The sequence below is a fragment of the Streptomyces sp. NPDC001480 genome (assembly GCF_042894725.1).
Lineage (GTDB): Bacteria > Actinomycetota > Actinomycetes > Streptomycetales > Streptomycetaceae > Streptomyces.
In genome coordinates, this window is sequence record NZ_JBIAVX010000009.1 from 207,197 (window position 1) to 225,615 (window position 18,419).

The 18,419-nt window shown below is 68.7% G+C and carries 18 protein-coding genes and 2 pseudogenes; 13 read left to right on the forward strand and 7 right to left on the reverse strand.

The annotated features are described in order from the left end of the window. Positions 1-165 precede the first annotated feature (165 nt). Positions 166-999: a helix-turn-helix transcriptional regulator gene (locus ACFY01_RS23635; RefSeq protein ID WP_390737696.1), complete on the forward strand. Its 834-nt coding sequence runs from the start codon at positions 166-168 to the stop codon at positions 997-999. A 225-nt stretch (positions 1,000-1,224) separates the two neighbouring features. On the opposite strand, the gene ACFY01_RS23640 is transcribed toward ACFY01_RS23635, so the two are convergent. Beyond that, the gene (locus ACFY01_RS23640; RefSeq protein WP_390737697.1) at positions 1,225-1,536 is read right to left on the reverse strand and encodes a hypothetical protein; all 312 of its coding nucleotides are present in this window, start codon (positions 1,534-1,536) and stop codon (positions 1,225-1,227) included. A gap of 193 nt (positions 1,537-1,729) precedes the next feature. Then, a complete protein-coding gene (locus tag ACFY01_RS23645) occupies positions 1,730-2,218 on the reverse strand; it encodes a GNAT family N-acetyltransferase (protein ID WP_390737698.1) in 489 nt (162 codons plus the stop codon). A 256-nt stretch (positions 2,219-2,474) separates the two neighbouring features. Here ACFY01_RS23645 and ACFY01_RS23650 point away from each other — a divergent pair, with 256 nt between their 5' ends. Then, the gene (locus ACFY01_RS23650; protein WP_390737699.1) at positions 2,475-2,606 is read left to right on the forward strand and encodes a hypothetical protein; all 132 of its coding nucleotides are present in this window, start codon (positions 2,475-2,477) and stop codon (positions 2,604-2,606) included. 337 nt (positions 2,607-2,943) lie between these two features. On the opposite strand, the gene ACFY01_RS23655 is transcribed toward ACFY01_RS23650, so the two are convergent. Then, positions 2,944-3,483, reverse strand: a complete 540-nt coding sequence (locus tag ACFY01_RS23655; protein ID WP_390737700.1) for a Ku protein — start codon at positions 3,481-3,483, stop codon at positions 2,944-2,946. Between the two features lie 432 nt (positions 3,484-3,915). Between ACFY01_RS23655 and ACFY01_RS23660 the strand changes: the two genes are divergently transcribed. After that, positions 3,916-4,245 (forward strand): hypothetical protein, encoded by a 330-nt coding sequence (locus ACFY01_RS23660; protein ID WP_390737701.1) that lies wholly within the window; start codon positions 3,916-3,918, stop codon positions 4,243-4,245. Positions 4,246-4,358: 113 nt separating this feature from the next. Here ACFY01_RS23660 and ACFY01_RS23665 read toward each other — a convergent pair whose 3' ends face one another. Next, positions 4,359-5,621, reverse strand: coding sequence for an FAD-dependent monooxygenase (locus tag ACFY01_RS23665; protein WP_390737702.1), 1,263 nt, complete (start codon positions 5,619-5,621; stop codon positions 4,359-4,361). Beyond that, positions 5,618-6,478 (reverse strand): alpha/beta fold hydrolase, encoded by an 861-nt coding sequence (locus ACFY01_RS23670; RefSeq protein WP_390737703.1) that lies wholly within the window; start codon positions 6,476-6,478, stop codon positions 5,618-5,620. Before ACFY01_RS23670 ends, ACFY01_RS23665 begins: the two co-directional genes overlap by 4 nt. A gap of 76 nt (positions 6,479-6,554) precedes the next feature. Between ACFY01_RS23670 and ACFY01_RS23675 the strand changes: the two genes are divergently transcribed. Then, complete coding sequence (locus ACFY01_RS23675) at positions 6,555-7,433, forward strand: helix-turn-helix domain-containing protein (protein ID WP_390737704.1); 879 nt, start codon at positions 6,555-6,557, stop codon at positions 7,431-7,433. 58 nt (positions 7,434-7,491) lie between these two features. Here ACFY01_RS23675 and ACFY01_RS23680 read toward each other — a convergent pair whose 3' ends face one another. Further along, positions 7,492-7,614, reverse strand: a complete 123-nt coding sequence (locus ACFY01_RS23680) for a hypothetical protein (RefSeq protein ID WP_390737705.1) — start codon at positions 7,612-7,614, stop codon at positions 7,492-7,494. 160 nt (positions 7,615-7,774) lie between these two features. Between ACFY01_RS23680 and ACFY01_RS23685 the strand changes: the two genes are divergently transcribed. From ACFY01_RS23685 to ACFY01_RS23715, 7 genes and pseudogenes are all read left to right on the forward strand, one after another. Next, positions 7,775-9,205, forward strand: a complete 1,431-nt coding sequence (locus tag ACFY01_RS23685) for a selenium-binding protein SBP56-related protein (RefSeq protein ID WP_390737706.1) — start codon at positions 7,775-7,777, stop codon at positions 9,203-9,205. A gap of 887 nt (positions 9,206-10,092) precedes the next feature. After that, a complete protein-coding gene (locus ACFY01_RS23690) occupies positions 10,093-10,467 on the forward strand; it encodes a hypothetical protein (RefSeq protein ID WP_390737707.1) in 375 nt (124 codons plus the stop codon). A 195-nt stretch (positions 10,468-10,662) separates the two neighbouring features. Continuing rightward, positions 10,663-11,028, forward strand: coding sequence for an ArsR/SmtB family transcription factor (locus ACFY01_RS23695; protein WP_390737708.1), 366 nt, complete (start codon positions 10,663-10,665; stop codon positions 11,026-11,028). Between the two features lie 254 nt (positions 11,029-11,282). Then, on the forward strand, positions 11,283-11,885 hold the full coding sequence (locus ACFY01_RS23700; protein WP_390737709.1) for an RICIN domain-containing protein: 603 nt from the start codon (positions 11,283-11,285) through the stop codon (positions 11,883-11,885). Continuing rightward, on the forward strand, positions 11,843-12,418 hold the full coding sequence (locus ACFY01_RS23705) for a hypothetical protein (RefSeq protein ID WP_390737710.1): 576 nt from the start codon (positions 11,843-11,845) through the stop codon (positions 12,416-12,418). Before ACFY01_RS23700 ends, ACFY01_RS23705 begins: the two co-directional genes overlap by 43 nt. A 718-nt stretch (positions 12,419-13,136) precedes the next feature. After that, positions 13,137-13,794, forward strand: a pseudogene (locus ACFY01_RS23710) (DUF6629 family protein). A 248-nt stretch (positions 13,795-14,042) separates the two neighbouring features. Next, a pseudogene (locus ACFY01_RS23715) lies at positions 14,043-14,249 on the forward strand (ankyrin repeat domain-containing protein); the annotation flags it as partial. 41 nt (positions 14,250-14,290) lie between these two features. Here the strand turns inward: ACFY01_RS23715 and ACFY01_RS23720 are convergent. Further along, positions 14,291-15,649 carry a mucin-1 gene (locus tag ACFY01_RS23720; RefSeq protein ID WP_390737711.1) on the reverse strand — a complete coding sequence of 453 codons (1,359 nt, stop codon included), beginning with the start codon at positions 15,647-15,649 and terminating at the stop codon, positions 14,291-14,293. 180 nt (positions 15,650-15,829) lie between these two features. Between ACFY01_RS23720 and ACFY01_RS23725 the strand changes: the two genes are divergently transcribed. Together ACFY01_RS23725 and ACFY01_RS23730 are read left to right on the forward strand one after the other, a co-directional pair. Further along, positions 15,830-16,849 carry a LacI family DNA-binding transcriptional regulator gene (locus ACFY01_RS23725; RefSeq protein ID WP_390737712.1) on the forward strand — a complete coding sequence of 340 codons (1,020 nt, stop codon included), beginning with the start codon at positions 15,830-15,832 and terminating at the stop codon, positions 16,847-16,849. A 162-nt stretch (positions 16,850-17,011) separates the two neighbouring features. Further along, a complete protein-coding gene (locus ACFY01_RS23730; protein WP_390737713.1) occupies positions 17,012-18,355 on the forward strand; it encodes an ABC transporter substrate-binding protein in 1,344 nt (447 codons plus the stop codon). Positions 18,356-18,419 lie beyond the last annotated feature (64 nt).

An 18,419-nucleotide genomic window follows, 5' to 3' on the forward strand; every position in this document is an offset into this window, starting at 1 on the left:
GGTTGCTGTCGCGGTTTGTGTGGTCTTGGCGGGGCCCGCGCCCGGCGCGGGGGGGGGGGGGGGCCCCGCGGGGGGGGGGGGGGGGGGCCCCGGCGGGGGGTGTGTGGGGGGGGGGGGGGGGGCCCCCCCCCCCAACACACCGCCCCTGGGGCCTAGCCTGAGGACATGACCGACAGCCACCTGGGAGAGTTCCTACGGGCACGCAGAGCGGCACTACGGCCGCAGGACGTCGGCATGGCGAGCTACGGCGTGCGCAGAGTCCCCGGACTGCGCCGTGAGGAGATTGCCGTCCTGGCCGGGATGAACGCGGATTACTACACCCGCCTGGAACAGGGACGCGAACGCCACCCCTCGGCCCAGGTGCTCGACGCGCTCAGCCGCGCACTGCGACTGGGCCCCGACGCCCACGCGCACCTGCACCAGCTGGCCGGGACAGCCCCGAGTAGCCAGTTCACTCACACCACGGACCGGGTCGGTCCGGCCCTTCGCCAGCTGATGGACGGCTACCCGGGCGCCCCGGCGTTCGTCATCAACCGGACCTTGGACGTCCTGGCGATCAACGCACTGGCCGAGGCCTTGCACTCACCCTTCGAGCAGCCGGACAACCTGGCCCGCATGACCTTCCTCGACCCGGCAGGCCGACAGTTCTACATCCGGTGGAGCCGCACGGCGCAGGCCACCGTAGGCCATCTGCGCCAGGCGGCAGGCCTCGACCCGGACAACCCGCGGCTGCGGGAACTCGTCCGCGCCCTCACCGAGCACAGCGTGGACTTCACCCGCCTGTGGAACACCCACGTCGTGCGTGGCAAGACCCAGGACGCCAAGCACTTCCTCCACCCGGAGGTCGGCCCCCTGACCCTCACCTACCAGGCCTTCGACGTACGCGACGCGCCAGGCCAGCAACTCGTCATCTACCAGGCCGAGTCCGGCAGCCCCAGCGCCCAGGCCCTCAACCTGCTCGGCTCTCTCCACGCCACGTCGAGGCGGGCCGCCCTGTAGCCGAAAGCAATGGCCTGGATCTGTTGGGCAATCGCCTCGGTCGGCGTTCGTGTTCGGGCAGCACCTTGAGCAAGCCACAGAAGCGCGGAGTCCCGTCCGATCAATCCGATAGGACTACCCCTGGCTTGTTGGTCAGTTGCGAGAGCGGCTGTAGCTCAGCATGGAGAGCGCCCTCTTCCACGGGAGAGTGATGTTGCTGAGTTTTGAGGGCGCCTGGATGCCTGCTTACACGCGCATGCCCAGCGCGCCTCGGCTCGCCGCGGCGACGAGCCGGTCGGGCGCGCGCGGCGTCGGGGCCAGTCGCGGCTCGCCGTACCAGACGGGATTGTCGTCCAGGCTGACGGCCGGAGTCGCCTCGCCGATGGCGACCGGCCCGATGACTGCGTTGAAGGCGGTGGCCTGGTGACCGAGGAACAGGGGGCCACCGGCGAGGGCGAGGCTCTCCGGTTCGGTGCTGGCCCCGGTCGGGATGCGCCGCGTCTCGGTCAAGGTCGCGGTGTCGATGACGGAGATCGCGTCAGCGTCCGGGAGCACCACGAGCCGGGGTGTACGCGATTTCGGTAGCCCTGGGAGTGCCGGAGGCGAGGGAGCCGCCGGGAGAGACCGCTGGGGCAGGCGATTCCCCGCCAGGGCGGAGAGACGGCACACACGGAACGCGCGGCGTCCAGCGGCTCCTGCCTGCCGGTCACCAGGCAGGCGAAGCCGGTGGTCTGCGAACCGGCACACCGCGTCATTCCGCAGGGATGCGGAACTCGAATTCGGGACGGTCCCACGGCACGGCGGGCGGGTTCGCGAGCGCGGTCCCGATCCGCACTGCACCGACGCGGTGGTAAAAGTCCTCGGCGGGACGATGCGACACGACCTTGACACGGTCGAGCCCGGCGGCACGGGCCTCGGACTGCATGTGCGCGACGAGCAGCCGTCCAATACCCCGTCCTTGCGCTTCGTCGGCGACGAACAGCAGGTCGAGCTCCGGTGGAGCGAGAACGAGCGAGTAGAACCCGAGGACCCGGCCTCCGTGCTCATCGGCGCCGACGGCTACGAAGGCGCGGTGGGCCTCGATGTAATCAGGACCGACCCGGTAGCCCGCGACTGCGGCTGCGTACTTGCCCTCGTAAGCGCCTGAGCCACGCACGAGCCGCGTGAGCCGTTTGGCATCCCGCGCGACGGCCCTCCTTATCGTGACCGACTGGCTTATCGGGGAAGTGCGTGAACTCATCGGAAGAGTATTTCGCACCGGCGGGTGCCTGCCTGCGGCGGGGCGGCTGCTCGGGCAGGCGTTCCCGCACCGCTCCCAAAACCGCTCGCCCAGGCCCCGATCGACCACGTCACTGCCGCCGAAACAACTGCCCGCCAGCAGCAACTGGACGCCCGAACCGCTGCGGAGGAGTTGGAGAACGGGGTGGTCGACGGCTGCACTTTCTGGGCCTGCCGTGGCGAAGCCTTGCCGGTACAGGAAATTCCGAGCCAGCCTCGTGAAGCGGATCATCCCCGACCTGCTCGCCGGCCCCGGCGGCTGGAGCCACGCCCTCACCGTCCCCGGGCCCCGGGACATCGGCCTGGAGTGGGACAGCAGCATCACCGGTCACACCTACCGAGCGGGGTAGCACCCCCCGGGAGCACCAACGCTGTCCGGCGGGGGTGCGCGACAGGCGCGACAGATCCGATGCACTGGCAGGAGCCCACGAGGCAGGCATTCCTGCTGTCCCCGACCGGAAGACCTGCGGCGCGTCCTCCGGACGAGGGCGCGCCACAGGTGAGGGACTGCCGTCCGTGTACGGGGTCGAAGGTCGCCGGCACACGGGAGACGGTGCATCAGCGGCGGGCGTTGGTGTGCGGGTGGGCGGCCGGTCGGCCGCACACTGAGCCAGTTCACGCCGCCGAGGACGGACGGGCAAAGTGCCGACGTCTACCGCGAGGACGACTTCCCCGCGGCGCGGCCATCTACCTCGCGCGGGAAGCGGAGGCTCGGATCGCCCTCGCCGACCTGCCGTTTTCTTCGCGGTCGTCTTCTTCGCGGCGGCCTTCTTCTGCTTCGGCAGTTCGTGCACCTCGGCGTCGGTCTCGCCGCGGGCCGCCTTGGCCTTGGACACCGATTCCTGCAGCGCGGCCATCGGACATCAGGTCCAGCACCTGGGACGGCTCCTCCGGCTCGGGCGCCTCGGAGAGCGGTTGCTCCTCGCGCTTCGCCTGGATGATCTGGGTGATTGCCTCGGTGTAGCGGTCCTGGAAGTCGGGGCCTTCCATCTGGTCCACGGTCAATGTGTCCATGAGTGCGAGGGCTCCCTCGATCTCCTCGTCAGATACCTGGACCGGCGGCGGCAGCAGCTCGGTGGGGTCGCGGATCTCGTCCGGCCAGTGCATCGCGTGCAGGACCAGGACATCATTTCGGACGCGGAGCAGACCCAGTCTCTCCCTGCCGCTCCAGGCGTGCTTCGCGAGGACCACCTTGCTGGAGCGGCCGAGGGACTGGACAAAGAGCAAGAAGCCCGCGCATTGGCCCCGGCGAACACCCTTCGGACGACTCTCGCCAGCAGTCCTTGCTGATCGTCGCTGATCCCCTCTGGGTGGCTCGAACAGCCCGCCGATTGAGCCGGCACTGTGGCTCACCGCCAGGGCGCGACCAAGTCGGCTCAGCTTCACGGAGTGGTCGTGCAACCTTCCTGTTCCCTCGGGTGTCTATGCGTAGCTGGGAAAGCTTGAAGGAACAGTGGGAGGCCCAGCCGTCACGCGTAGCCGGTTTGAGGCATCGCGTATGCGCGTCAGAGCCGTCCCCGTGGCTTCCCCTGACGTGCCTCTTGAACTACAGCGAGGAAGTGGGACATGGTGAGAGGCCGGACGTCGAGCGCCCTGTGTGTCGCGGCAATCGCCCTGCTGTCTGGTGCCTGCGGTAATGCCCCGAAGTCGCTGCCGCACGTGACGGCAGCGGACGTTGTAGGTCACTGGACAAGCGACTGCGGGTCGACGCTCACGGTCGAACCGGACCGCACCTTCAACGTCCGGGACTTCCCGGTGGACTTCGATCTGGTCTCCGGAGACCCGAAACGCCTGGCGTCCGGCCACGGGACCTGGTACCTCTACGCAGGGGCCAAGGGGCGTACCCCTCAGACATTCGACCTGGAGATCGGCGAGGAGTTCTACGACCTGGACTACGTTCGCAGGGAGGACTCGATCGCCCTACGCACCGTACTCGGCGTCCCCAACGACAACCAGTGGTGCGTGTTCACCCGCCGCTCTCGCGCCTGACCGGTCAGGTCGGCAGCCTGGACGCCAGCGAGATGATCATGTGCTCGCCGCCGTGGCGTCCTGCCCGTCATGTTCGCGGAGCATCTGCGTCCTCACCCAACCCCGAGGCCGCCTCATGGAGCGCCTGCGAGGCCGCCCCGGCCTCCTGATGCGGCGGACGACGGCGGGTAGTCGTCGACGGTCACGGAGTTGTGAAGGCGTGCGCTCTTGGCGGTGAAGCGGAGGAGGGCGCGGCTGGGGCCCGAGGGCAGGGCGGAGATCAGGCGGGAGCCCTGGGCCAGTCCCCACACGCCGAGGCGGGACGTGGGGATCAGGGTCCTCGCCGCGCTCAGCGCGGCCGCGTGGCTGCCGTGCACGTGCTCGGCCATCGCGCGCTCGTAGGCGGGGAAGGCGCGCTCGTGGTCGCCGCCTGCCCGTGCCAGTTCTCCGGCGAGGACGTACGCGCCGACGATGGCCAGGGTGGTGCTGCCGCCGACGGCCGGACCGGGGCAGTAGCCCGCGTCGCCGACGAGTGTCACTCTTCCCTGCGACCAGGTGTTCATGCGGAGCTGGGTGATCGAGTCGAAGTAGAACGCCGGGGTGTGGTCGAGTTCCTCCAGCCAGCGGTCCACATGGGCGTGCATGCCGGCGAACGCACCGCGCAGCAGTTCCTTCTGCCGGGGCACGTCGCGGTGGTGGTAGTCGAGTTCGCGCTCACTGCGGAACAGGAACAACGCCCGTGCGTCGCCGAGGTGTCGCGCGCCGTACATGCCGGCAGTGCGGCCGACGCCGACGTGGATGAGGAGTTCGCCGTCGAGGTCGGAGCCGTTCGGCAGGGTCAGCACCCCGAGGTAGGCCCCGGTGAAGGCGCTGAAGCGGGACTCGTCGCCGAAGACGAGACGGCGCACGTTGGAGTGCAGCCCGTCCGCGCCGACGACGAGGTCGAAGCGGCACGGCGCGGCGTTTTCGAACCGCACCTCGCCGTCGGGCGAGATCGCGGTGATCGAGTCGCCGAAGACGTACTCGACGTGGTCGCGTGTGGCGTCGTAGTAGATCTCGCTCAGGTCGTCGCGCATGATCTCGACGTGCCGATCGGAGGTGGCACCGAAGATCTTGGAGAGGTCCGCCCGGACGGGTCGCCGTGAGCCCTCCCGGTAGACGGTCATCCGGTTCGTGCCGGTGGCCCGCTCCTCGACACGCGGGAGCACGCCCATCTTCTCCGAGATGTTCATCGCGGGCCGGAACAGGTCGACCGCGTGGCCGCCGGTTTGACGTAGCACCGGCGCGCGCTCGACGACGGTGACGGAGAAGCCGTGCCTGGTGAGCCAGTAGGCCAGCACCGGACCGGCGACGCTGGCGCCGGAGACGAGAACCCGCACGGCTCCCCTGCTTTTCATTCGGTCCACCCGGGGGCGTAAAGCGCGGTGAAGGCCAGCAGGGGGCCGGCGGTCCGTAGCGGATCCTCGAGCAGCGGCGAGTGCCCGAGACCGGGCAGCAACTCGACCTTCGCGTCCGGGACGGTGCGGTAGTCGAAGACGGATGAGGATCGCCATCTGCGGTCGTCCTCACCGAAGATCACCAGTAGCGGCTTGCCCAGAACCGTCAGCCGATCCGGCAGCGCCTGCTGCTCCAGGTAGGAGCGGGTGGCCCGCATCGTCGTGGTGAACGAGTGGTACGTCATACCTCGCACGTCGTCCAGGAGCCCTTCCGGGATCTGGTAGCCCACGCGGCTGAAACCCGTACTCGCCATCCCCCGGAGCTGCTCGTCGGCCGGCGGCCACTGCGAGAGGCCGATTGCGACGGGCTCCGGTGCGATGAGGGCGTCCAGGCTGGGTCCGGTGTTGATGAGCGCGAGCGCTGCCACCAGGTCGGGCCGCTGTTCGGTGAGGGCGGTGGCGACCACGCCACCGCTGGAATGACCGACGACCACGGCGTGCTCGACACCGAGCCGGTCCAGCACCGCTCCGGCCCGACGAGCCTGGTCCGGGATCGCGTAGCTGCGGTCGGCTGGTTTGGCCGACCGGCCGTGCCCGAGCAGGTCGATCCGGATGACGCGGTGAGACCCCGTCAGCAGCGCAACCAGCGCGTCCCACGAACGGGTCGAGGATGCGGACCCGTGTATGAGCAGGAGTGCGGGGGCATCGCGGGGGCCGTCCTGACACACATAGATGTCGCCGTCGTCCAGCGACAGGATGGAACTCTCGGTGGCCTCGGCGCCGCCGTTCACGTACGAACCGCCGTCAGAAACAGTCATGAGCCCACTGTCGCCGCAGTACCCGCCAGCGGATTGGACAAATGTTCCGCTCAGCCGGCCCACGTAGCATGGGACGGTGCAAACGTTCACGCACGGTGCGGCTGAGTGGGACGTCGCATCCCCGCAACGGCCCAGCCGGGTGGCCGGTCTCACCATGGCAGGTTTCCGTGTCCGCGAACTGGACGCGCTCCGGATAGTCCCGCACCCGGCCGTGACGCTGCTCCTGGAATTCGGCGCCGGCTCGCCCGTCCTTGACTGTGCCCCAGGGCGGCAGCAGCGGGGAAGCATCGTCGCCGGGCCCGGACTCGGGTCCGCAGGCGCGGTCCGGGCGCGGGGAGAGAACGTCGAGTGCGTGCAGGTGCGACTGTCCCCGGTGATCGCACGCGCGATTCTGGGCGCTTCCCCCGCCGACCTCGACGGCGCCGTCGTGTCGCTCGGCGACCTGTGGGGCCGGGAGGCGTCACGGATCCGCGAGCAACTCGGCGATGTCTCGTCGTGGCAGGATCGCTTCGCATTGACGGACGCGCTACTTACCCGCCGGCATGAGGCGGGACCGCCGGTGGACCCGGAGGTGGCATGGGCCTGGCACCGGATCGTCGTCAGCCATGGCCTGACCCGGGTCGACGGACTGGCGGCCGAGGTCGGGTGGAGCCGTAAGCGGCTGTGGTCCCGGTTCCGGTCGCAGCTCGGCCTGCCGCCCAAACGCGCCGTGAAACTGGTCCGCTTCGACCATGCCGCCCACCGCCTGGTCGCGGGTGAAAGCGCGGCCCAGGTCGCCGCCGACACCGGCTACGCCGACCAATCCCACCTCCATCGGGACGTCATGGCGTTCACCGGGTCAACCCCCGCCACCGTGGCCGACGAGCCGTTTCTCGCCGTTGACGACATCGCATGGCCCAGCCGCAGAACAAGCCTCACGTCTTCAGGCCCCGGCTCGGTCGCTGGCCGGAGATGAGACGGCTGCCGCTGTGAACCTCGCTGGCCGCCGGGCTCCTGCAGCTGTGCGTCGTGACTCACTTTCGGTGGTTCAAGAAGAGCAGCAGGCCGTCCAGCGGCCCGCCGACCAGTTCGACGTAGCTCCGTCCCAGCGACGCGATGGTTGCTGCCGCGCCCGTCTTCGGGCAGATCGCCAGCACCCACGCCGTCGTGCTGCCGCCTTGGCAGGGCCCTCAGAGCTGTGAAACGCTCGATAAGTGGCACATCCGGCCTCGCTGCCCGCCGATGGCGAACGAGGGAGCCGGCCCGTCTGCCGGGAGTACGCCCGACCTGGCTTCCGTTCGGGAGTGAGGAACAGCGATGACGACGACCCACCAGGATCACAACCACGACGGCCACAGCGACCCCACCTTGTACCGCACGCCGGCAGATGCCGTCGTCGCGCCCCCGGAGAAGCTGGCCTACGTCGTCGGATTCGATCCGACCGCACGGCGCGCCGACGCATTGTTCACCGTCGGCACCGACCCCGCATCCCCGGCATACGGTCGCGTGATTTCCCACGCCGACGTGCCCGACCTGGGCAATGAACTGCACCACTTCGGCTGGAACGCCTGCTCGAGCGCGCTGGCGCACGCCGGTCATCACCACGCCGCGCGTCGCTACCTCATCGTTCCTGGGCTGCGCTCGTCCCGGCTGCACGTCTTCGACACCGTCCCCGATCCCGCCCGCCCCCGCCTGGTCAAGGTGATCGAGCCCGAGGAACTGGCCGCCAAGGCCGGGTATTCGCGTCCACACACCCTGCACTGCGGACCCGACGGAGTCTTCCTGTCCTGCCTGGGAGGCGCGGATGGTGCCGACGGCCCTGGCGGCGTGGCGCTCCTGGACCACGAAAGCTTTGACGTGCTGCGCCGCTGGGAGAGCTTTCGCGGGCCGCAGCGGTTCGCCTACGACGTCTGGTGGCACTTGCGCCAGAACATCGCTGTGACCAGCGAGTGGGGAACGCCCTCGATGATCGAGGACGGCCTTGTCCCCGAACTGCTGCTGGGCCGCCGCTACGGCCACTCTCTCCACTTCTGGGACCTCGACTCCGGTCGGCACCTGCAGCACGTCGACCTGGGCGATGCGAACCAGATGGTGCTGGAACTGCGCCCCGCGCACGACCCCGAGGCAACATGGGGGTTCACAAACACCGTGATCAACGTGGAGGACTTGTCCGCATCGGTGTGGCTGTGGAACCGGGAGGGCGAGGACTTCCTGGTCCGCAAAGTGATCACCATCCCGGCCGAGCCCGCGCAGCCGCAGGACCTGCCCCCAGTGCTGAAGCCGTTCGGCGCCGTGCCCCCATTGATCACCGACATCGACCTGTCGGTGGACGACCACTGGCTGTACATCTCCGCATGGGGAACCGGTGACCTGCTCCAGTTCGACGTGAGCGACCCGTTCCATCCGAGGCAGACCGCGGCCGTGCGTCTCGGCGGCATTGTCGCCCGACAGCCACACCCCGCCGCGCCCGACGTGCCGCTGACGGGCGGAGCGCAAATGGTCGAACTCAGCCGCGACGGGCGGCGCGTGTACCTGACGAACTCCCTGTACGCCTCCTGGGACGAACAGTTCTATCCCGCTGGCATTGACCCGTGGATGGTCAAACTCGACGCCGACACCTCGCACGGAGGACTCTCGGTCGACAGCCGCTTCTTCCCGCACGACGCGGACTTCCTTGGCTTGCGGGTGCATCAGACGCGCCTGCAAGGCGGCGATGCGTCCTCGGATTCGTACTGCTACCGCCGCTGACGTAGCCGGTACGGGTACGCCCGGGGCCCTGGATACGTGTAGGCCCGGCACTCACGCGTGAGCGAACCTGCTTCCGGCTGGTGTGGGACACGTGCATCTCAACCTTCTCCAGCCGACAGGCCCTGAACTGACCGCTGCCGGACAGGCCGTGGGCGAGTACGTACGCGTGTGCGACTTAATCCGGTCGGTGCAGATGCCCATGCGCTGGCCGGGGGTGGGTGGGGATCGTGTAACTCATGGGCCGCGGGGAGTGTCCGCGTTGTGCCAGCGTGTTCCGCATGGCGGACGAGTACGCAGCCGCCAATCTCCCCCAATGCTTACTGTTCGACTTGCGCGTTGCAAGATCGGTTGAGAGACGGCTTCTCAAAGCTCAAGGCCAAGGTCAAGGAGGAGCTTCGTCAGTGAGCTGACGGGGCCGTGTCGTTGCCCCCAGAACTGCCCCGTGAGCCACGAGAGCACCCCGGGCCGCCTCTGTGCCCGGCACTCACCGCCGTCCGGCCCGGACGGCCCCGAACACGACGGCGGCCAAGGCGACCGTCACCGGCCCTTCTGACGCATCCGCCGTGCACCAGGAGGGAGCGCTAATCCGAATGACCGGCACCCCGGATCATCCGTCAATTACCCGCCATTGACTCCGCCACCGACCCCAAGACCTTTCGCCGGAGCCGGTCGCCCTCATTGTCACCTCGGGGTGGAGTGCCTACTTCGGTCTTTCCAATGCCAGTTCCCATCACTCGAACGGACAAGGGGCGCGGTTCTTCGGTCATCATGTGTCAGTCCCAGATACGCCGTCCCGGTGCCACTCCCCCGGGCCTACGGTCCGTGCATCGGGCGGGACGGCGAGCGCCGGTCCGCCGCAACCGACAGCCAAAGGGGAGGACGCCGCCATGGCGAGCGTGGAAGTGTCACTGAAGGAAATGATGACCGCGGTCGAGGGGGCACTGGGAGCCGCGGTCGTCGACTACACCAGCGGCATGGCCCTGGGAACCCTGGGTGGGGACAAGGACCTCAACCTGACGATCGCCGCGGCAGGGAACACGGACGTCATCCGCGCCAAGGTGCGCACGATGGAAGAGCTGGGCCTCAAGAGCCGGATCGAGGACATCCTCATCACACTCGAGAAGCAGTACCACCTCATCCGCCTGCTCACCGGTCGCAGTGGGAACGGCCTGTTCCTCTACCTGGTCCTCGACAAGGAACGCTCGAACCTGGCCATGGCCCGCCACCAGCTCAGGCGGGTCGAGGAGCAGCTCGAGGTCTAGCGACGGCTCAGAATCCGGGGCGTCGCGCACCCATGATGTGAAGATTTCTTCAAGTCACCACATCAGCATGAGCCCAATTCATGCCTGCGCACGGCTCGGGACGGCAAGGATCAGCCCTTAGGGCCGGTGCGGCGGTGTCACAGGGCGCCGCCGCACACTGGCAAACCCATCCGACCGGGCAGAGAGCGAGCGCTCATGCAAGTCCCCCTCTACCAGGCCAAGGCGGACTTTTTCCGTATGCTCGGGCACCCCGTGCGGATCAGGGTCCTGGAACTGCTCCAGCACGGGCCGGTTCTCGTACGGGACCTGCTCGCCGACATCGAGATCGAGCCGTCCAGCCTCTCGCAGCAACTGGCCGTCCTGCGCCGATCCGGCATCGTGGTGTCCATCAGGGAAGGCTCCACCGTCCGCTACGCACTCGCCGGCGGAGACGTCGCCGAACTCCTGCGCGCGGCCCGACGAATCCTCACCGAGCTCCTGGACGGGCAGAACGTACTCCTCGCCGAACTGCGCCAGGCGGATGCGTCCGCTCCGCCCATGTCCATGAACACCCGCGGCTGACCGGTGCCGCGCACATGAACGCAGCGCTTCCAGCGCCAACACCTCCCAGGCTACGGCGTCATGGATTGCGCACACTGCGCGTGCTGGAGGGTGTGTGTCTCGCGCTCAAAGAGCCGGGCGGCGCCGACGGAGCCTGCTCCCAGAGCACGTCGAGGAAGGTCAGCCCATCACCGCGGGCGCGGTTGGGCACGCCCGAGTCGGTCGTGCCGAACACGACGACGGGTTCTGAGCGCTTGAAGTAGGCGTGACAGCGGGTGTCCGCGGTCAACCAGAACGGCGGCAACTGCCTCGATCTGGCCGACAGTTCGACCGCCGACGGCGTCCAGCTCATCCAATGGCCCTGCCATGGCGGCGGCAACCAGACTTTCACCTTCACCTTCATCTTCACCTTCACCTTCACCACGGTCCGCGGGACCACCGACCAGTACGGCCTGGGCACTTCGACCCGCGGGAAATGCATCGAGGTCAACGGAGCTTCCAGCGCCGACAACGCCACGATCGTTCAGCGGGCATGCGGCAACGGGGCCAACCAGAAGTTCCGTGCGGTACCCGTGACGATCAACGGGACGAACAACGTCTTCGCCCTTCAGGCGGTCCACTCCGGCAAATGCGTCGCCCGGTCGGGCGACTCCTCCGCCGGCAACACCGGCCTCGTTCAGCTGCCCTGCAACAATGCGACGTCACGGGTATGGCGGCTGCCCGACTTGGCCGGTGGTGGCGGCACGACCACACCGCCGACGAACCTCGGCATGCCCCTGCTGTCCGACACCGACGGCGCGGTCCGAGCGCCTGGTTGCGGCGGGTGTTGGCGGCCGTGTCGTCGAGGGTCGCGAAGACCGTCCGGGTGTACTGGCTGAAGCCCTCCGACGTTCCGTCCGACCAGCGCTACCCCGACGGCATCGCCAACGTGATGCGGGAGGCCCAGCGCTACTCCAAGCAGGAGCTCGGCAAGACCTTCACGCTGAACAACCCTGTGGTCGAAGTCGTGAACGGTGACCAGCCACGGAGCTGGTACGAGAACACGCCCAACGGCGGTGACCGTTACTGGTGGGCCGTCACGAACATGCAGAACGAACTCGCCAGGAAGTTCGGTCTGAACGGCCCCGACAGCCGGTGGCTGAACGTGGGCGAGATCAGCGCCGAGGGAGAGGGCGCGGGCGGGGGCGCCGGCCCCGGATGGGTCGTCCTGAGCGTCGGGCACGCCTTCGGGCTGCCGGACTCGACGTCGACCGACGGCACACCGATGTCCGCGTCCTTCTACGACTACCCGAACACCCACTTCAATCAGAGCCAGAAGAACCAGATCCTGAACGGCCCCTACGGCACACCGCCGGTCCGGACCGCTGGCCTCTGGATCATTTGCGCTGTCAGCGGTACCTTGCCGTCATGACTCGCAACCGAAAGGGCAATGCCGCGTAGGCGCCCATCCGCCGTACGGCGCACTTTTCCCGTACGGACCCCGAGACACTTCTTCCGCCACCCCTACCCGGCGATCAACCGTCTGTCCGGGGCGTGCCAAGCCGATATCCGCAGGCTGGAACACGCGCGTTTCTGGCCGGGTGCCACTGCCCAAGCCTTCTGGTACTGGGCCGCCCTGGCTCACGGTCCGCTGAAACGGATTGCTGATCCCCTCACCTCCGCCAGGTGCGGCATCCCCGAGTGCGGCTGCGATCCGGGCTACTCACGCGATCACCTCGAAGAGATCATGCATGCCCTGCCGAAGAAGTCGGCACGCGAGTTACGGGAGCTTGTATCGCATCTTGACGGCAAGATCCTCAAGAGAGCCAAGGTCGTACGCGTCGATTCTCCCCACGTCCCCTGGTGGCGAGATCAGCTGTAGGCGCCTGCCACCACGTAGTGAACGTGCCGCTGAGCCACCAGTTCGTCCTCCGGATGCCTCCCTGTTACGGCCAAGGTGCCGATCGAGTGCCGTCAGGCGCCGCGCGAGCCGACGTTGACGTTGCTGCCGCTCGCACCGTGACTCGAGGACATCGGTGCCGCCCGGCCTCTGCACGGCGCTGTCGACGTGTGACCGGGTCTGCAGGTGACGAGGGCGTAGCGTGGTCGGTGGCAGATGCGGAGGCCGCGATAGACCCTCTGGTGGAGTGATGTGTTGGAGTGCGACGGCCGATCTCGTAGCGGGCAGCGGTGTCGCGGTGGTGGGCGTGGCCTGCGTGGCGCGGGTGCGCAGTGCGCGGGAACTCCCGCTTGCCGCGGTGCCGTTGCTACTGGGAGCCCACCAGATCGTCGAGTCGGTCGTCTGGCGCTCGGGCGGAGGTAGCGGACCCGCGACCGTCGCTTGGGCCGTCATCGCGCTGCCCGTGCTGGCGATGTGGGTGCCGGGGGGGAGTGATGTGCGTGGCCCCGCGCCACGCCCGGTACCGGCTGGCCCTTCCCCTCGCCGCCGGGGCCGCGACCGCAGCGCAGCTCGCCCATGGCCTTGCCACCGATCTGGTGAGTGCGGAGATCCGTGGTCGCACGGTCGGCTACGTACTCCACGTTTCGCCTGCACCTCTCCTGGTCCTGGGCTACCTGTTCGCCACCGTGGGCTCCTTGCTCCTGTCCGGTGACCGGCGACTGCTGGTGCTGGGGATCCTGGTCGGCGTGGGGGCGCCGGCGTGCTGGGCGCTGTGGCGGCTGGAGTTCGTCTCGACCTGGTGCGCGTTCGCGGCGCTGTGCTCGGTGGTGCTGTTCGGTTGGGTGCGCGCACGCCGGGCTTCCGCGCAGGTGCCGTCCGGACCGGTGGCGGTCGCCGACGACGACTGACACGCTGCGGTGGAGCGGTGCTGATCCAGCTGACCTTACTGCAGGAACTCGCTTCGGTCCCGCGCCGACCGGCCCCAGCGGCCGAGGCTGACCCCACGAGGCGACCGTGCTGGTCGCAGTCCTCAACAGCGGAAATTAACGGTTGCTTCGCGTCGGCGATTGCTAGCCTTGCCGACCAATGGGACAGCGGCGTCAAAAGAAGCTCACCTCTTCTCTCTTCGAGGCGACTCTGGCAGCTGATCCTGCCGCCGTTGTGCGCCGCCGCGTGCTGGGGACACACCGAGGCCGTGCGCGAACTGTTGGCACATGGAGCCGACCCGAACCTTCGTGAAGACAACGGGACGGGCTGGTCCCCTTTGGGCTGGGCGAACAACGGAGCCCACCCCGAGACCGCCGCACTCCTCATCGCAGCCGGGGCGAACCCCAAGACCGACCACGGCAAGGACGAGGACTGAAGGCCCATCTGATCTGGCAGACGGAGTCGAGGATTCTCCCCCTACGCGCTTGGTCTGCTGCACGGACCGGGCCAAACGGCCGAGGCATCGTCCCGGTGGGAGTCGGGCAGGCGAACGGGACGGACGGGGACGGTACGGTCCCGCCCATCCGCCCTGACCGTCCATCGGGCGGCGTGGCCGCTGTAGCAGGGGACGGTCAGGGCGAAGACTCCGTCGGCGTAGACCTCGACGTATTCGCCGACCGTGAGGACTCGCATGGTGGAGACGGTCTCGGTCAGTCTCGTCTCGCGTATTCGGTGTCCTCCCGGGCCTGCTGCCCACAGCTCCTTGCCGTCGCACCCGATGGTGAGGGCGGGGACGCCGCCGCCGACAGTGTCGGTGCGCAGGATCACCTCGACGCGTCCGGTGACCTCGATGTCGCCGACGGCGTGCAGCACGGGGCTGTCGGTCTCCTCGTCGAGCCAGCCGTCCAGGCCCGGCCACCATGCGAGGTGTGGGGCCGCGTCCTCAGGGATGACGAGGAGCTTGGGCTGGGCGAGCATGCCGCGGCACAGCGAGCCCGCGTCGGTGAGACCGACACGGCGGGGTGTGGTGTGCAGGACGACCCGGGAGCCGTCGGGTGCCGCGATGACGCGCGGGGCGTAGGCCCCGGTCGGGCCGAGGGGGCCTCGACGCGTCCACGGACCGCGCAGCCGCGGGGCGGTCCAGGCTTCGAAGCCGCGGGTGGCGCCGATGGAGCCCAGCAGCAACCAACTGCCGTCATCGAGGCGCTCCAGGACGGGGCACTCCAACTCGTCGACATCGCCCGGTGAGACGAGCGGTGGCTGGACGGTCCAGTGCTCCAGATCGCCGGATGTCGCCCAGGCGACACAGCCGCTGACCTCGATGGGCAGAGAGGCGTCGCTGGCGCAGACGGCCATGATCCAGCCGTCGGACTCGTCGTCGGGTACGACGAAGGGGTCGCGCCAGCCCATGCGGTCACCGGTGCGGTACCAGCGCGGATCGGCCGCGGCGACGGGTCCGGTGCCGTGGCGTCGCCAGCCGGTGCCGTCGGTTCGCTCCGAGTAGGCCAGTCCGACCGACTGCAGTGGCCAGCCGTCCGGGGTGAGGCCGGAGACGCCCGTGTAGAACATGGCCATGCCGTTGCCGTACCGGAAGGGGTGCATGGTCCACACGGCCTGCTGGTCGAAGCGGCCGGGCAGGCCGTTGCCGAAGGCGGTGCCCTGGGGGTGCCAGTCGACCAGGTCGGTGGAGGTGGCCCTGCCGTACGAGGTCTCCATCCGAAGGTGGTCGAACTCGTCCGTCCACGGCCCCTGAAGGTGCAGCACGGTGTAGACACCGTCCGCGTCGCGCAGCAGGGCGAAGTCGTTCAGGCAGAGGCCGGGTGGGGCGTATCGCATGCACGGTTCCTGTCGGCTCGCAGCGCTCAAACGTGTGCGCTGCTCGGTGGCCATGAAGATCTCGGTTGACGATCAGCCCCAGTAAATCTGAACGCAAACGCTTGCGCAACGATGCCTACGGGTTTACGGTCGCGTCACTCACAGATCACACCGACGTGAGAAGACGGGAGGAAGTGCACCGTGACGGTCAGCATCACCGATGTCGCCCGCGCCGCCGGAGTCTCCGCGTCCACCGTGTCCCGCGCGTTGCGCGGGCAGGCGGGGGTCTCGGAAGAGGTACGGGCGCAGATCGCGGCCGTCGCCGCCGACCTGGGGTACACCGCCTCACGTTCCGCCTCCAGCCTGGCCAGCGGACGCACGTACACCATCGGGGTCGTCGCCCCCTACATCGGCCGCTGGTTCTTCGGCACCGTTCTGGACGCCGCCGAGAAGGTCTTCAGCTCCGCGGGTTACGACGTGCTCCTGTACAACCTCGGGTCGCCGGAGGCACGCAAGCGTTTCTTCACCAAGCTGCCCGTACGCAAGCGGGTGGACGCGGTGCTGTCCCTGCTGGTCCCCGACGAGGAGGAGGCCATCGCGCTGCGCTCGCTCGGGGTGCCGCTGGCCACCACCGTGGGCGGGGTCAGGGAGGGCTTCACGGTCGTCGGGATCGATGACCACGCCGGAGCCACCAGTGCCGTACGGCATCTGGTGAATCTCGGCCACCGCCGTATCGGCATGATCTCCGGCGCCAGTGAACCGCTTCACTGGACCACTCCGATCCAGCGCCGCCAGGCCTATCTGGACGTGCTGGCCGAGGCGGGCATCGCGCACGATCCGGAGTTGGAGGCGGACGGCGGCTACACCGTCGAGGGCGGTGAGCGGGCCATGACCGAGCTGCTGGCCGTCTCCCGGCCGCCGACGGCCGTGTTCGCCCAGTCCGACGAGATGGCCATGGGTGCGCTGCGCGCCCTGCGACGCCACCGCCTGAAAGTCCCGGACGACGTCTCCGTGATCGGATTCGACGACCACGAGCTGGCCGAGGTCATCGGGCTGACCACCGTCGCCCAACCGGTCGCCGGACAGGGCGCCGAGGCCGCACGGCTGCTGCTTCAGCAACTCGACGAGCCACAGGGTGTGCCGCTCACCCGGGTCGGAATGCCCATCCGCATGGTCCTGCGCGAGACCACCGCTCCGCCCCGTCCTCGCGGACCGCAGTAGCCGCAGTAGCCGCAGTAGCCGCAAGAGGCTTCACAGAACGCTTTCTCCCGCCGGCCCTCGCGCCCCGTCAAGCGTGCGAGGCCCACTCCCCCGCGCCCGAAATCCCCACCCGACCTTGTCCCGACCCTCAGCTCAGTACCGACGCACGGAGGCACCCAGACCATGATCGCCGGAAACAGAAGGTACCGTCACGCGGCCCGTACGGGCCTGGCCCTCGCGCTCCCCCTGGCGGCCCTCGCCGCATGCGGCGGGGGTGGCGGGACCGGCACCTCCGCCGAGGCCGGCAGCGGCGAGGGCACCATCAGCGTCTGGGCCCACCAGGGCCAGAAGAGCGAGGCGACCGCGTTGCAGAACGCGGTGAAGTCCTTCAACTCCGCGCAGGACAAGGTCAAGGTCCAGCTCAAGCTGATACCCGAGAACGACTACACCAAGACCATCACGGCCACGGACGCCTCCCAGCTGCCGGACGTGCTCGAGTTCGACGGCCCGACCATGGCCAACTTCGTCTACAACAAGAAGCTGGCCCCACTCGACTCCTACGTCTCCGCGAAGACCCTCGGCAACGCGACCGACGCGAACAAGGCCCAGGGCGAGGTCGGCGGCAAGCACTACGGCCTGGGCATGTACGACTCCGGGCTCGGTATCTACGGCAACAAGAAGCTGCTGGACGCCGCCGGGGTGAAGTACCCCAAGGGGCTCGCCGACGACTGGACGGCCACGCAGTTCACCGCGGCGCTCAAGGCCCTCAAGGCCAAGGACTCCGACGGCAAGGTCCTCGACATACAGGAGGGCAACGGACTGGCCACCGAGTGGGGTACCTACGGCTTCGCCCCCGTCGTGTGGTCGGCGGGCGGCTCCCTGCTCAAGGACGGCAAGGCCGAAGGCGCCCTGGACAGCCCTGCCGTGGTCTCGGCGCTGAAGACCTTCCAGTCCTGGAAGCCGTACGTCGACGCCAACACCGATGGAAACGCCTTCGCCAAGGGCCGCGTGCCCCTCAGCTGGGTCGGTCACTGGATGTATCCCGCGTACAGCAAGGCCCTCGGCAAGGACCTCGTCGTCCTTCCGCTGCCCGACTTCGGCAACGGCCCCAAGACCGGACAGGGTTCCTGGGCGTGGGGCATCGGCGCCGACACCAAGAACGGCAAGGCCGCCGGCGCCTTCCTCGACAGCCTCCTCAACGACACGAACGTCACCGCGATGACGACGGCCAACGGCGCTCCGCCCGCCACCAAGTCGGCTCTCGCCAAGAGCACCCTGTACAAGCAGGGCGGCCCACTGCGGCTTTTCGCCGAGCAACTCGCCAAGCCCTGCGGGGACACCGACATCACCAAGTCCTGTGTCGCCGTCACCCGCCCGGTGACCGCCGGATACCCCACCGTCACCGCCAAGTTCAGCGAGGCCCTCAGCTCCGTCTACGGCGGCACCGACCCGAAGGACGCCCTGGCCAAGGCCGCCCGCGCCATCGACCAGGACTTCTCCGACAACGCCGGCTACAAGATCCCGTAGAACGCATCGGCCGGGGAGTGGGCGCGGCAGCCGCACCGGCCGCCGCACCCACTCCCCGCCGGGA